The following is a 14,611-nucleotide window of genomic DNA, read 5'->3' on the forward strand; positions in this document are numbered from 1 at the left end:
GCTGCGGATTCGGCGGATGCCGCCGCGTGGGATGTCCCAGCGGGGTCGGCGGATGCTGCGGAATCGGCGGATGCTGGGGAATCGGCGGATGCCGCGGTTTCGGAAGATGCCGCGGTTTCGGAAGACGCCGCGGTTTCGGAAGACGCCGCGGTTTCGGAAGACGCCGCGGTTTCGGAAGACGCCGCGGTTTCGGAGGATCCCGCGGAGTGGGATGTGCGGGCGGGGTGGGCGCCGCCCATTCCGGATGCGGTGGATCTGGTCGTGGAGACGCAGACGATGATGTCGGTGTTCGCCGCGCAGCAGCTGGTTCGTGTGGACGCGATGCGAGTGCAGGCGCTCGCCGATGCCCGGGTGCACGGGTTCGAGCTGACGGACGTGATCGAGCGGTCGGTGCGGTTGGAGCTGGCATCCGCGCTGGGGATCACCGAAGCCGCCGCGAGTGATCTGATCGGGCAGGCGGAAGCCATGGTGCACCGGTATCCTGCGGTTCTCGATTCGCTCGGCGCGGCCCGGATCACCCAGCGGCACGCGGCTCTGCTGGTGGAGGCGATCGATGGGGTCGAACCGGAGCTGCGGACCGAACTGCTGTCCGACGCGATGGGGCTGGCGGAGTCCCTGCCGGTGGGGACGTTTCGTCGACGATTGCGGACGCTCATCGAGTCCGCGCGGGCGGTCACACTCGCCGAACGGCACCAGCACGCTCTGCAGGCCCGGCGGGTGTTTCTGCAGCCTGGAGATGACGGAATGGCCTGGTTGATGGCGTTCCTGCCGGCCGTCGAGGCGCATGCGGCGCTGAACCGGGTGACCGCGACCGCGAAGGTGCTCGCGGCCCGCGACGGCGAGACCCGGTCCCTGGATCAGCTCCGCGCCGACGTATGCGGCGACATCCTGATCGACGGAGTCACCGACGTGCTTCCCCCGGAGACCCGCGGGATCCGGCCCACGGTCATCGTCACCGTCCCGGCGCTCGCCCTCCTCGACCCCGACAACGATCGGGCAGCGGCCGGGTCGGTGACCGCGGAAGGGATCGGGCCGATCCCGATCGAGCGGGCCCGGGAACTGTGCGGGGCCGCGACGGGATGGATGCGGGTGCTCACCCAACCCGAAACCGGCATGGTCCTCTCCGTCGGCCGGGACCGCTACCGGCCGCCGCCCGAGCTACGCCGCCTCGTGCGGTGGCGAGCCGAGCGATGCATGGCCCCCGGATGCGGGATGCCGGCCTCCCGCTGCGAAATAGATCACACGATCGCCTGGGAACACGGCGGCACCACCGCCCTCGAGAACCTGACCCCGATCTGCAAGGGGCATCACACCGTGAAACACCACGGACGCTGGCATGTGGAACAGATCCCCGGCAGCGGCGGAACCATCCAATGGACTTCGCCCGCCGGCCGACGCTACCGCGTCGAACCCGAACGACGCGTTCCCACATTCACCCCCACCCACCACGAGCCACCACCCTTCTGAGTCCGGCAGAGCCCGTCGGCCCGCGGCCCGCGGGCCGCTGGGTTGCGCACGCGCGTGCATCGGAGCCCCGGCGCGCCCGGCAGCGTGGGGAACCCTGGCACCCGGCCAGCCCGCCGGCTCGGCGGTGCGCCGGCTCAGCGGTGCCCGCCGGCTCGGCGGTGCGCGCCGGGTCAGTGGAAGAAGTGGCGCTCGCCCGTGAAGTACATCGTGACTCCCGCGAGCTGCGCGGCCGCGATGACCTCGTCGTCGCGCACCGAGCCCCCGGGCTGCACGATGGCGCGCACCCCGGCGTCGATGAGCAGCTGGGGCCCATCCGCGAACGGGAAGAAGGCGTCGGATGCCGCGACCGAGCCGCGCACCCGGTCTCCGGCGCGCTCGACCGCGAGGCGGCACGAGTCCACGCGGTTGACCTGGCCCATGCCGATGCCGACCGTGGCCGAGTTCTTGGCGAGCACGATCGCGTTCGATTTGACGGCGCGGCACGCCTTCCACGCGAAGATGAGGTTCGTCAGCCCTTCGCCCTCGACCGCGTCGCCCGAGACGAGTTGCCAGTCCTTGGCAACGGACTCGATGTCGTCGGGGAACCGGTCGGCGTCCTGCAGAAGCAGCCCACCCGAGACGAGCCGCACGTCCATGCGCTCCTGGCGCCAATCGGGCGGCAGCTGCAGAAGGCGCAGGTTCTGCTTCGACTTGAACACCTCGAGCGCCGCGGGCTCGAAGCTCGGGGCGACGATCACCTCGGTGAAGATGTCTTTGAGGTTCTCAGCCATCTTGAGTGTGACGGTGCCGTTCGCGGCGATCACGCCCCCATAGGCCGACACCGGGTCGCACTCGTGGGCGCGCAGGTGCGCGCTCGCGATCGGGTCGAGCGCGTTCCGCGCCGTGACCGCGATGCCGCACGGGTTCGCGTGCTTGATGATGGCGACCGCGGGCTTGATCATGTCGAACGCGGCGCGGAGCGCGGCATCCGCGTCGACGTAGTTGTTGTAGCTCATCTCCTTGCCCTGCAGCTGCGTCGCCTGCGCGATGCCGTGGCCGCCCTGGCGCGTGTAGATGGCCGCACGCTGGTGCGCGTTCTCGCCATAGCGGAGCGTCGAGAGTCGCTCGGCCTTGATGGTGAGGGATGCCGGCAGCTGTTCGTCGCCCATGAGGCTCTCCTCCGAGAACCATGCCGCGACGGCCGCGTCGTATGCCGCGGTGTGCGCGAAGGCGCGGGCCGCGAACTCGCGGCGCTGCGTGAGCGTCGTGCCACCCGTCCGGAGCGACTCGATGACGGTCGGGTAGCTCTCCGGCGAGACGACGATCGCGACATTGGCGAAGTTCTTCGCCGAGGCGCGCACCATGGCCGGGCCGCCGATGTCGATCTGCTCGACGACATCGTCTCCCACGGCGCCGGAGGCGACGGTCTCGACGAACGGATACAGATTCACCACGACGAGCTCGAACGGCGCGATCTCGAGCTCGGCGAGCTGACGCTCGTGGTCCTCGAGCCGCAGATCGGCGAGCAGCCCGGCGTGAACACTCGGGTGCAGCGTCTTCACGCGACCATCGAGCGACTCGGGAAAGCCGGTGACCGACGCGACATCCGTCACGGCGAAGCCGGCCTCACGGATGCGCGCGGCCGTGGATCCCGTCGACACGATCTCCACACTCGCGGCGGCAAGCGCCTCCGCGAGGCGGAGCAGATCGGTCTTGTCGCTCACCGAGACGAGCGCCCGGCGCACGGGCACCTGGTCGCGGTCGCGGTACTGGGACGGGTGGTGGCTCGGGCCGGCCATGGGGTCTCCTCGGGATCAGGACGGGGTCAGGGGACGCCGCGCGGCCGCGAGCTCGAGCTCGCCGGTGGCCACACGGCGCACGACATCGATGAGCAGCCGCCGTTCGACGGGCTTGATGCGATCGTGCAGGGTGTGCTCGTCGTCGCTGTCGAGCACGGGCACGCGCTCCTGGGCCAGGACCGGACCGGAATCGATGCCGTCGTCGACCAGGATGACGCTGGCCCCGGTCTGCGCCACGCCCGCGGCGAGCGCGTCGCGCACACCGTGCGCCCCGGGGAACTCGGGGAGGTACGCGGGGTGAGTGTTGATGATCCGCGGCGTGAAGCGCGCGACGAGGCTCGGCGGAAGCAGGCGCATGAGCCCGCTCAGCACGATGAGGTCGGGCTTCCAGACGTCGAGCTGGGTCCCCAGTTCATCGCCCCACTCCTCACGCGACGTGAACTCCCGCCAGGGGACGGTGAACGACGGGATGCCGAATTCCTCCGCGTGGGCGAGACCGTCGGCCTCGCGGTCGGCGCCGACGACGACGACGCGGGCGGGGTAGTCCGGCTCCGCCGCTGCTTCGAGAAGGGCCCGGAGATTGGAGCCCGCGCCCGAAATGAGGACGGCGACCGTGAGCACCCCGTCAGTCTACCGGCGGCTTCTCGTCGTGCGAGGCGGCCCGCAGCCGTTCGCGGAGCGTCGCCAAGGTCGCCTCCCGCTGTCCGGCGGGTATCGGATCCTCGGGTCCGGCGAGCGCGGCGGGCGCGGTCGGCGCGGTCGGCGCGGTCTCGAACGGCCCGATCGGCGGCTCCTCGTTCGCGCGCGGCCGAGTTTCCTCGTCCCCGGGTGGCCGAGTCTCCTCGTCCCCGGGCGGCCGAGTGTCCTCGTGCGCCCGCGCCTGCCGGTGCTTCGTCCGGGGTGGGGCCGCCGGCCCGAGCAGCAGGATGCCGGCGCCGATGAGCACCTCGAAGCCGACGGCCAGGGCGACCGGCCCGACGGCAGGCCCGACCTCGGCCAGCCGGCCCGGCCCCAGGGATCCCGACGCCGCCCACGCGAGCAGCGCAGCACAGGCGCCCGCGAAGACGCCGATGCCGGCGGTCACGGCGAGGCGCGGCCCAATGGGCTCGTGCTCGGGGGCCTCGGGGTCTTCCGGGGGCCCGGCCTCGGGCAGCGGCAGCAGGCCCGTCAGCGCGATCGGCGGCGGAGGCGCGGCCGCAGCCTCGCGAGCCGCGAGCATGCGCGATCGGATCGCCCACCCCGCGACGGCGCCGATGGCGACGGGTATGAGGAGCACGAGCAGGAGCCAGGGCGACCCCTCTTCGGGGACGAGCCCGAGCACGGGGATGCCCGGCACCACCCCGAGCTGGGTCCCCGCCGGCGAGACCGCGGTGCCCACGCCGAGCGCGAAGCCCGGCCCGGCGAGCCAGGCCATCGCCCACACGATGAGGGTCGGCAGGTACGCGAGCTGCCCGAGCGTGACCAAGGTCGCACCGAGCGCATCGAGGTGGGTGGATTCGTACAGCGCGATGACTTCGTCGCCTCGCGCGATGACGGCGACGGCGACGGCGATGGATGCGGCGGCCACGAGCCCCGCGACGACGATCGCGGTCCCCCGGGCGATCAGGCCCGGAACGGGCGACCAGCCGTGCGGAAGGAGCTCGAGGCGGTCCCTCAGCCGATCGATGAGACCGTCGTCGCCGCCACGCCAGGCGGTCACGACCGCGCCGCCCAGGGCGGCGACGCCGTAGAGGAGCAGCGGAAGCACGATGCCCTGCCATGGCGTGACCCGGGCGATGGGATTGGCCGTGGTCAGAACGACGGCGGCGGCCGCGGCGGCGTAGACGAGCGCTCCCGTCGTGACCCCCGTGATCCAGGCGCCGGCGCCCGCGGCGCGGCCGCCCGAGCGCGCCGCGAAGATCGCGGTGAAGGCCGCGAACGCCAGCGGAGCAAGCGAAAGCGTGAAGGCCGCAGCATCCACGTCGATGCCCGCCTGGGCGACGTAGAGGTCATCGAGGGTGATGGACAGCGGCGCCAGGTTGCCGAACAGCCAGATCGATCCGCTCGTCGACCACAGGGCGCCCCAGTCCGCCCCGCCGCCGAGGCCGATGACCCACACGAGCGTCAGCGGGGCGAGCACCGCGGCCACCCCGACGGCCGCCGCGATGACGGCGTCGAAGGCGGAGAGGAGGGCGACGAGAAGGCGGTCCATGCCTGGTCGAGCCTACCGCCGGGCTCTTCCCGATCGCCCGCGCGACACCGGCCTCTGCGGTGTATCGCGGCGGGTCAGGCGTGCGTCGGCTCGAGCACGAACACCGCGATCCGGCGATCGGTCTTCGCCTGGTACGAGTCGTAGTCCGGCCACACCTCGACGGCGCGGGCCCACCACTCGGCGCGCTCGTCGCCCTCGATCTCACGGGCCTCGTAGTCGCGCGTCACGGCACCGTCCTGCAGCTCGACGTGCGGGTTCTTCCGGAGGTTCCAATACCACTGGGGAGCTTCGGGGGCGCCGCCCTGCGACGCCACCACCGCGTAGCGCCCCTCGTGCTCGACGCGCATCAGGGCGGTCTTTCGGAGCGCGCCGGTCTTGGCACCCACGGTCGTGAGCACGATGATGGGCGCCCCGCGGAGCGTGTTCGCCTTCGCCCCATCCGAGGCCTCGAACGTCTCGGCCTGCTTGCGTGCCCACGCGGACGTGCCGGGCAGATATGTTCCTTCGAGCGGCATGCTCCCACCCTACCGGCCGGCGCGTGACCGTCCGGCGCGAGCGACGCGCCGGGTCGCTACGCGAGCGAGCCGATGACTTCGCGCATGAGGTCGGCGGTCTCGGAGGGCGTCTTGCCGACCTTTACCCCCGCGGCCTCGAGGGCTTCCTTCTTGGCCTGCGCGGTACCCGCGGAGCCAGAGACGATGGCGCCGGCGTGACCCATCGTCTTGCCCTCGGGCGCGGTGAAACCGGCGACGTAGCCGACGACCGGCTTCGTCACGTTTGCCTTGATGAAATCGGCCGCGCGCTCCTCGGCGTCGCCGCCGATCTCGCCGATCATGACGATGGCCTTGGTCTCGGGGTCGGCCTCGAACGCGGCGAGCGCGTCGATGTGCGTCGTGCCGATCACGGGATCGCCGCCGATGCCGATCGCCGTCGAGAAGCCGATCTCGCGCAGCTCGAACATCATCTGGTAGGTCAGGGTTCCGGACTTCGACACGAGACCGATCGGCCCCTTGCCCGCGATGTTCGCGGGAGTGATGCCGACGAGCGATTCGCCGGGCGTGATGATGCCCGGGCAGTTCGGGCCGATGATGCGGGTCGTGTTGCCCTTCGACTGGGCGTAGGCCCACGCCTCGGCGGTGTCGCCGACGGGGACGCCCTCGGTGATCACCACGAGCAGGGGGATCTCGGCGTCGATCGCCTCGACCATCGCGCTCTTCGTGAAGGCCGGGGGCACGAACGCGATCGACACGTCGGCTCCGGTCTTCTCGATCGCCTCGGCCACGGAGGCGAAGACCGGCAGCTCGACGGCCGAGCCGTCGGCGGCCGTGTGCAGCACGGTCGTGCCGGCCTTGCGGGCGTTCACGCCGCCCACGACCTGGGTTCCGGCCTTGAGCATGAGCGCGGTGTGCTTGGTGCCCTCGCCGCCGGTGATGCCCTGGACGATGACCTTGGAGTCCTTGTTGAGGAAGATCGACATTTCTGTTCTTTCCTTGAAGTTTCGGTCGGCGGTCAGGCGTTGGCGAGCTCGGCGGCCTTGTCGGCGCCCTCGTCCATCGTCTCGGCCAGGGTCACGAGCGGGTGGTTCGCGTCGCGCAGGATCGCGCGGCCCTCGTCGACCTTGTTGCCGTCGAGACGAACCACGAGCGGCTTGGTGGCGGTGGCGCCGAGCTCCGCGAGCGCGCCGACGATGCCCTTGGCCACCGCGTCGCACGCGGTGATGCCGCCGAAGACGTTGACGAAAACGCTCTTCACCTGCGGGTCGCCCAGGATGACGTCGAGTCCGGCGGCCATGACCTCGGCCGATGCGCCGCCGCCGATGTCGAGGAAGTTGGCGGGCTTGACGCCGCCGTGGCTCTCGCCGGCGTAGGCGACGACATCCAGCGTCGACATCACCAGGCCCGCGCCGTTGCCGATCACGCCCACCTCACCGTCGAGCTTGACGTAGTTGAGGTCGTTCTCCTTGGCCTTCGCCTCGAGGGGATCGGCTGCGGCCTTGTCCTCGAGCAGCGCGTGCGAAGCATGGCGGAAGTCGGCGTTCTCATCGAGCGAGACCTTGCCGTCGAGGGCGATGATCTCGCCCTCTTCGGTGAGGACGAGCGGGTTGACCTCGACGAGGGTCGCGTCCTCGCCCTTGTAGACCGCGTAGAGCTTCACGAAGACGTCGCTGACCTTGTCGACGAGTTCGGGGGCGAAGCCCGCCGCCTCGGCGATCTCGACGGCTTTCTGCTTGTCGATGCCCGCGAGGGGATCGACGGCGATGCGGGCGAGGGCCTCGGGGCGCTCGACCGCGAGCTCCTCGATCTCCATGCCGCCCTCGACGCTCGAGAGCGAGAGGTACGCGCGGTTCGCACGGTCGAGCAGCACCGAGAAGTAGTACTCCTTGTCGATGCGCGCGCCCTGCGCGACCATCACGCGCTTGACGACGTGGCCCTTGATGTCGAGGCCGAAGATCGCCTTCGCCGCCTCGTACGCCTCATCGGGGGTCTTGGCGACCTTCACGCCGCCGGCCTTGCCGCGGCCGCCCGCCTTCACCTGCGCCTTGACGACGACCACTCCGCCGATCTTCTCGGCGGCGGCCCGCACCTCCTCCGGCGTGTCCGCGACGATGCCGGCGAGCACCGGCACCTCGTACTTCTCGAATAGGTCTCGTGCCTGGTACTCGTACAGATCCACGTGCAGTCCTTCGCTGGGACGAAAGGGGGAATGACGCCGAAAAGCGTCTTGATGTCGAGAGATCGACCAACAAGCGAGCCTACTCCTTGCGCAAGGGTGCCCCTGACCGCGATTCGCCGTCCGGAGCGTCCGCAGCGCCCGCACCGCCCGCACCGCCCGGCGAGCGCGGCAGGCGACGCAGGTCGCGGTCCGCCGGCCCCTCGAGCCGCACGCCGTCCGGTGCGAAACGCGATCCGTGCAGAGGGCAGTCCCACGTGCACTCGGCGTCGTTCCACGACAGCACACCGCCGAGATGCGTGCACACCGCGCTGACGGCCCGCGTCTCGCCGCCCGTCGTCGAGATCGCGACCGGCCGGCCGCCGTTGGAGGCGACCGTGCCTTCGCCCTCGGGCGGCCGGGGCACCGGCACCGGCGTGGACTCGGCACCCAGCCACCCTCCGGCGGCCTCCCGCGCGACCCGGGCGTTCTCGATCGCACCGCGGGCCAGATCGGCGGGCACCGTGACCCGCGTTCCCAGCATCAGCATCCATCGTGGGCGCTCCGGCATCGCGTCGCCCCGGATCTCGGCGGCCAGCCGGAGGGCGGCGGCAGGCCCGTTCGACAGGCCCCACTTCGCATACCCCGTGGCGAACCGGATGCGGCCGAGCCCCCGCGGCAGCGCGCCGACGAAGGGAACGAGGTTGTGCGATTCGTAGTCCTGGGCCGACCAGCGGTGCGTCTCCTCAGCATCCGGGAACTGCTTCTTCGCCCACCCGACGAGCTCCTCGACGAGCCCGCGCTCCGACATGGCGCGCCCGACCGGATGGCCCGCACCCCCGATAACGAGCTGCGCCCCCGCCGGGCCGTCGGCCGGGGTCACCCGGCGGATCGAGCGCGTCGGGCCGTCGACCGAGATGTAGAGGCCGTCCGGAACGTCCACGCCGGTGCGGAACGAAACGCAGTACGAACGAAGCGCACGGACCTTGGCGAAGTAGAGGCCGCGATCGGCAATGGGGGTTCCCGTCGCCAGCACGATCTGAGTGCCGAAGAGAGGCCCCGCCGTCGTGTCGACGCGCGCGTGCGGAGTCGCGTGCACGCCCATCACGCGGGTTTTCGTGTGCAGCGTGCCACCGGCGGCCAGGAATTCAGAGGCCAGCGCCGCCGCCGCGGCGGCGGGGTCGACCGCGACCTGGTCGTCGAGCGCGGCCGCCGCGACGACGGGGAAGGGTGAAGGCGGCATCTCGACGCCGGAGACGAAACGCACCGGCAGCCCGGCCTCGCGCCCGGCGGCGACCTCGGCGTCGACGGTCCCCATCCCCCCGTCGCCCTGGGCGTACGAGTACGCCGCGCTGCGCGTGTACGAGACCCCGCTCGAGTCGAGAAACGAGGTGAGCCACTCGGCGCCCGCGCGGTTGGCCTCGACATACGCGCGCACGAGGCTCGCGGGATGGCGGCGGCGCATGGTCGAGAGCACGCTCCCCTGCAGGAGCGAAAGCTTGCCCGTGTTCGACCCGGTGGCCAGCTGCGCGAGGTCGCCGGCCTCCACGAGCGCGACATCCATTCCGCCGCGCGCGAGCATGAGAGCCGTCGAGAGCCCCGTGATCCCCGCCCCCACGACCACTACGTCGTGCCGCGCCCCCGCCGCGAAGGGGGTGCCCCTCGGCGGGTCGAACGAGGACTTCCACAGGGATGTCATGCGCCCAGTCAATCCGCGATGCGCGTGCGTCTCAAGCGGGTTGACAAGCGAGAGTCCCGGCGCGGGCGGCGGGCGCGCGGACTAGGCTCTGTGTGTCATGAGCGAAGCCGCCCCCCTCGCAGGCCCCGACCGCACCGCGGTCGTCGCGGCCGCGATCGACCTGTTCCTCGAGCAGGGGTTCGAGGCGACATCCGTCGAGCAGATCGCGCAAGCGGCGGGCGTGTCGCGTTCCACCTTCTTCCGCCAGTTCGGCGGCAAGGATGACGTCGTCTTCGCCGACCACGAACTCCTGCTCGCCCAGCTGCGCGGCTACCTCGCGCAGCCGCACGAGAACCCGTGGGCGGCCGTGTGCGAGGCATCCAATATCGTCTTCATGCACTTCGCCGCCAACCCGGATGTCGCGCGCCGGCGCTACCAGGTGGTGCGGCAGGTTCCCGTGCTCCGCGAGCGAGAGATCATCACGGTGTTCCGCTATGAGCGGCTGTTCGACGAGTACCTCCGTCAGGCTCTCCCGGGCCTCGACCCCCTCGACGCCGTGGGTTTCGCCGCACTTGTGACCGCGACGCACAACCACGTGCTGCGGCAGCTGCTGCGCGGCAAGCGCGTGCGTGTCGGGGTGCTGCGCAAGGCGATGGATGACGTCATGCGACGTTTCGGCGTGCACCCGGACGCGCAGCCGACGACCCCCGACGATGTCGTGGTCGCGGTCTTCCCCCGGTCGATGCCGGTGGCCGAGGTCGCGCGCCGCGTGCGGGTGCAGCTCGACGACTGACCGTCCTGAAGGGAACCCGATGACCCGAACCGCCATCGTCACCGGCGCCGCCCGCGGCATCAGCGCCGCGACCGCCAGGCGCCTCGCGGCCGACGGGAATGCGGTCGCCGTGCTCGACCTCGAGGCGGGCCAGTGCGCCGCGACCGTGGCGGCGATCACGGATGCCGGTGGCCGTGCGATCGCGGTCGGCGCGAACGTCGCCGACGCGCGCGCGGTGACCGAGGCCGTCGCCCACGTCGAAGCCGAGCTCGGCGCGCCGACGATCCTCGTCAACAACGCCGGCATCATCCGCGACAACCTGCTCTTCAAGATGACGGAGGATGACTGGGACTCGGTGCTCTCGGTGCACCTGCGCGGCGCCTTCCTCATGTCGCGGGCCGTGCAGGCGCACCAGGTCGCGGCCGGATGGGGCCGGATCGTCAACCTCTCGAGCACGTCGGCGCTGGGCAACCGCGGCCAGGCCAACTACGCGGCGGCGAAGGCCGGCATGCAGGGCTTCACGAAGACCCTCGCGATCGAGCTCGGCCGGTTCGGCGTGACCGCGAACGCGATCGCACCCGGATTCATCGTCACGGACATGACCCGCGCGACCGCCGAGCGGGTGGGCGTCGGGTTCGAGGATTTCATCGCGCAGAACGCGAAGGAGATTCCGGTCGGCCGGGCCGGGTATCCCGAGGACATCGCCGCGGCGGCTTCGTTCTTCTGCTCGGAGGAGGCGGGCTTCGTATCGGGTCAGGTGCTGTACGTGGCCGGCGGCCCGCGCGCCTGAGCCCCGTCGTCTGCCGTTCGCAACCCCGTAGCGGGGGTGCGAGCCCGATGCTGCGGGGGGGGGCGACTCCGATGCGGCACCGGCCCGATCCCGGGAGCGCGACGGAGATGTTCTCGATTCGCGTTCTCAAGTCTGCGCGAACCCAACCGCAGACTTGACTACCGAAAGAGAGAACACGTGCGCTCCCACTCTCAGGAGACGCCAAGACAGCCGGTCGGCGCGCGTAGGACTGCGTCTCACTAGGCGCGGGACTGAGTATCAGCTATCCTGGCGCGAGTCCCCGAATCAGGAGCAGCGCATGAGCCACACCCCCGTTCCCGGCGAGCGCGTCGCCGGCTATGACGTCTCCAGCCGACAAGACACCGACTACTACGCCGTGTTCGCCGACATCCCGCCCGCCGACCGCGAGGTGTGGGAGCGCGCCAAGGGCTTCATCGACGAGGCGCTCCCCCGCATGGACGGGCTCTGGGATCGCGGGGAGTACGACCTCGACCTGACGCGGCGCATGGGCGAGCTCGACCTCTACAACGACGGCCTCGTGCACGACGGTCTCGGATACTCCTCTCCGCTGGCGGCCGGCCTCGTGAACATGGAGATCTCGCGCGGAGACGGCTCCCTCGGCACCGTCGTGGCCGTGCAGGGCGGCCTCGCGCTGCGCTCGATCGCGCTCTTCGGCAGCGATGAGCAGAAGTCGCGCTGGCTCGTGCCCGTCGCGCGGGGCCAGGTGCTCGCGGCGTTCGCGCTCACCGAGCCCGACCATGGCTCGGACTCCGTCTCGCTCGAGACCGAGGCCGTGCGCGAGCCTTCGACGGGCTCAGGCACCGGTGGGTGGATCCTGAACGGCGCGAAGAAGTGGATCGGCAACGGGTCATCCGGCGGTGTCGCGGTCGTGTGGGCTCGGGTCATCGACCCCTCCGACCCGGAGCACGACGGCAAGGTGCGCGGCTTCCTCGTGCCGCAGGAGACGCCCGGGTACGACGGCCGGCCGATCCTCGGCAAGGCGTCGCTGCGCGCCATCCACCAGGCCCACATCACGCTCACCGACGCACGAGTGCCGCTTGATGCCGTGCTGCCGGGCACGCATTCGTTCAAGGATGCCTCGACGGTGCTCTATTCGACCCGCTCCGGCGTCGCGTGGTCGGCGCTGGGCCACGCGACCGCCTGCTACGAGGCCGCGCTGGCCTACTCGCAGCAGCGGGTGCAGTTCGGCAAGCCTCTCGCGAAGTTCCAGATGGTGCAGGAGCGGCTGACCCAGATGCTCGCCGAGCTGACGGCGATGCAGCTCTACTGCCGCCACCTCGCCGACCTCGAGACGACGGGCGGGCTGCGCCCGACCCAGGCCTCGCTCGCGAAGTACCACAACACGCGTGCAGCACGGCGGATCGCCTCTCTCGCCCGCGACCTGCTCGGCGGCAACGGCATCCTGCTCGAGAACCGCGTCATGCAGCACATGGCCGACATCGAGGCGATCCACACGTACGAGGGCACCGAATCCGTGCAGGCCCTCCTGATCGGCCGCGACATCACGGGCCACAGCGCCTTCGCCTAACCCCCCCCAACCCCCTGCGCGAAACTTCACTTCCGCACCTTCCCGGGCCCACCGAAGGTGCCGAAGTGAAGTTTCGTGCAGTTTGGAGGGCGGGGTAGCGTCGGGGGATGGGATTCTTCAGTGACGAGCCGCGCCGCGTGCGCCTCGAGTCCACGGTCGACCTCGCGCCGACCCGGGCGCCGTGGAGCCTGTGGGCCGACGGCTTCGGCCGGCTCGGCATCCGCGCCATTCAGATCCTCTTCGTCGTGCTCGTCGCGGCCGGCATCATCTGGGGCCTCCTGCAGCTGACCCTCGTGACCATTCCCGTCGTGATAGCCCTGATCCTCGCCTCCGCCTTCGCGCCGCTCATGCGGTGGATGCAGCGGCGTGGCATCCCGTCGGTTCTGGCCACCATCATCGCCCTGCTCTCGATCACGGTCATCCTCGGGGTCGTGGGCTGGCTGATCGCGTGGGCCGTCCGCAATCAGTGGTCCGCGCTCTATGCGCAGGCCGAGGAGGGCTTCTACAAGCTGATCGCCTGGGTCGACACGCTGCCGTTCGCGCCGTCGCAGGCGGAGCTCGACGAGTGGACGGCGACGATCACCGACTTCATCACCAGCGCGCAGTTCGGCTCCGGGGCCCTCGCCGGCGTCGGCGCCGTGGCGAACTTCGTGACCGGCCTCATCCTGATGATCACGGTGCTGTTCTTCTTCCTCAAGGACGGCCCGCAGCTCTGGGAATTCCTGCTGCGACCCTTCCGCGGTGAGCACTACGCGCGCGCCCAGCGCATCGGCGACAAGGCCGTGACGACGCTCGGCAGCTACATCCGCGGCACTGCGGCGGTTGCGCTGGTGGATGCCGTGGGCATCGGCATCGGACTCGTCATCCTGCAGGTGCCCCTCGCGCTGCCCCTCTCTGCGCTGGTCTTCCTGCTCGCGTTCATCCCGATCGTCGGGGCGACGCTCGCCGGCATCATCGCGGCCCTCGTCGCCCTCGTGGCCAACGGGCCGGTCATCGCCCTCATCGTGGTGGGGGTCGTCGTGCTGGTCAACCAGCTCGAGGGCAACTTCCTCCAGCCCGTGCTGATGGGCCGATCGCTCAAGCTGCACGCCCTCGTCATCCTGATCGCGCTCACCATCGGAACCGTGCTCGGCGGGATCGTCGGGGCCGTGCTGGCCGTGCCGATCACCGCGGTGGTCTGGGGCGCCGTTCAGGTGTGGGACGGTCCGCATACGCCCGCGCGATGGGCGCGCCCGAAACCCGCCGAGATCGCGGCGCGCGCGTAACCTCACGGGCTTGGGGCGCATCCACTCCCTCGGGGCGCACGAATCGCGCCCCGAGGGCAGGATTGCGCCCCAAACCCTCGGAGATTTCCTCGCCCCTCGAGCTGGGGCGTCCGGTCAACCCGCGGCCCGTCAATCCGCGGCCCGTCAACCCCGTGCGGCCGCGCCCGCCGGCGGCGTAGTTTGGCGCCGTGGACGGCTGGGCAGCGGTCGATTTCGGGTTCGCCCGGGAGGTGCTGCAGCGCGGCATCGCGGCCCTGTTCGCGATCGCCCTGGTCTCGACGTTCAACCAGTTCCCGGCGCTGCTCGGCGAGAGGGGCCTCCTCCCCGCGCCGGAGCTGCTCGCATGGGCACGCTCGTCGAAGAGATCGGGGCGGATGCTGCATCCCACCGTCTTCCGTTGGTGGCGGTACACCGACGCCCGGCTTCGCGGGCTGTGCGCCGGCGGCATCCTGATCGCGCTCGCTCTCGTGGC

The 14,611-nt window shown here is 70.9% G+C and carries 13 protein-coding genes; 6 read left to right on the forward strand and 7 right to left on the reverse strand.

Annotated features, from left to right (window positions below; all coding sequences use genetic code 11):
* Nucleotides 1-1,467 (forward strand): HNH endonuclease signature motif containing protein (locus VNT50_RS01350; protein WP_325483316.1); only part of this gene is annotated, 1,467 nt, incomplete at its 5' end.
* Between the two features lie 170 nt (nt 1,468-1,637).
* Here VNT50_RS01350 and purH read toward each other — a convergent pair.
* The 7 genes from purH to VNT50_RS01385 form a co-directional block, all read right to left on the reverse strand.
* Nucleotides 1,638-3,245, reverse strand: a complete 1,608-nt coding sequence (gene purH, locus VNT50_RS01355) for a bifunctional phosphoribosylaminoimidazolecarboxamide formyltransferase/IMP cyclohydrolase (RefSeq protein ID WP_325483317.1) — start codon at nt 3,243-3,245, stop codon at nt 1,638-1,640.
* 15 nt (nt 3,246-3,260) lie between these two features.
* A complete protein-coding gene (purN, locus tag VNT50_RS01360) occupies nt 3,261-3,866 on the reverse strand; it encodes a phosphoribosylglycinamide formyltransferase (protein WP_325483318.1) in 606 nt (201 codons plus the stop codon).
* Between the two features lie 4 nt (nt 3,867-3,870).
* On the reverse strand, nt 3,871-5,436 hold the full coding sequence (locus VNT50_RS01365) for a cell division protein PerM (protein ID WP_325483319.1): 1,566 nt from the start codon (nt 5,434-5,436) through the stop codon (nt 3,871-3,873).
* A 74-nt stretch (nt 5,437-5,510) separates the two neighbouring features.
* The gene (locus VNT50_RS01370; protein WP_325483320.1) at nt 5,511-5,951 is read right to left on the reverse strand and encodes a nitroreductase family deazaflavin-dependent oxidoreductase; all 441 of its coding nucleotides are present in this window, start codon (nt 5,949-5,951) and stop codon (nt 5,511-5,513) included.
* 56 nt (nt 5,952-6,007) lie between these two features.
* Nucleotides 6,008-6,913, reverse strand: coding sequence for a succinate--CoA ligase subunit alpha (gene sucD, locus VNT50_RS01375; protein ID WP_325483321.1), 906 nt, complete (start codon nt 6,911-6,913; stop codon nt 6,008-6,010).
* A 32-nt stretch (nt 6,914-6,945) separates the two neighbouring features.
* Nucleotides 6,946-8,109: an ADP-forming succinate--CoA ligase subunit beta gene (gene sucC / locus VNT50_RS01380; RefSeq protein WP_325483322.1), complete on the reverse strand. Its 1,164-nt coding sequence runs from the start codon at nt 8,107-8,109 to the stop codon at nt 6,946-6,948.
* A 79-nt stretch (nt 8,110-8,188) separates the two neighbouring features.
* Nucleotides 8,189-9,784, reverse strand: coding sequence for an FAD-dependent oxidoreductase (locus VNT50_RS01385; protein ID WP_325483323.1), 1,596 nt, complete (start codon nt 9,782-9,784; stop codon nt 8,189-8,191).
* 97 nt (nt 9,785-9,881) lie between these two features.
* Between VNT50_RS01385 and VNT50_RS01390 the strand changes: the two genes are divergently transcribed.
* The 5 genes from VNT50_RS01390 to VNT50_RS01410 all read left to right on the forward strand — a co-directional run.
* A complete protein-coding gene (locus VNT50_RS01390) occupies nt 9,882-10,556 on the forward strand; it encodes a TetR/AcrR family transcriptional regulator (protein ID WP_325483324.1) in 675 nt (224 codons plus the stop codon).
* Between the two features lie 19 nt (nt 10,557-10,575).
* Complete coding sequence (locus VNT50_RS01395) at nt 10,576-11,325, forward strand: SDR family oxidoreductase (RefSeq protein WP_325483325.1); 750 nt, start codon at nt 10,576-10,578, stop codon at nt 11,323-11,325.
* A gap of 298 nt (nt 11,326-11,623) precedes the next feature.
* A complete protein-coding gene (locus tag VNT50_RS01400) occupies nt 11,624-12,874 on the forward strand; it encodes an acyl-CoA dehydrogenase family protein (protein WP_325483326.1) in 1,251 nt (416 codons plus the stop codon).
* A 107-nt stretch (nt 12,875-12,981) separates the two neighbouring features.
* A complete protein-coding gene (locus VNT50_RS01405; RefSeq protein ID WP_325483327.1) occupies nt 12,982-14,139 on the forward strand; it encodes an AI-2E family transporter in 1,158 nt (385 codons plus the stop codon).
* A gap of 188 nt (nt 14,140-14,327) precedes the next feature.
* The coding region (locus tag VNT50_RS01410; RefSeq protein ID WP_491715930.1) for a lipase maturation factor family protein at nt 14,328-14,611 on the forward strand (284 nt) is incomplete at its 3' end.

This window comes from Microbacterium sp., from assembly GCF_035554235.1.
Taxonomy (GTDB): Bacteria; Actinomycetota; Actinomycetes; order Actinomycetales; family Microbacteriaceae; genus Microbacterium.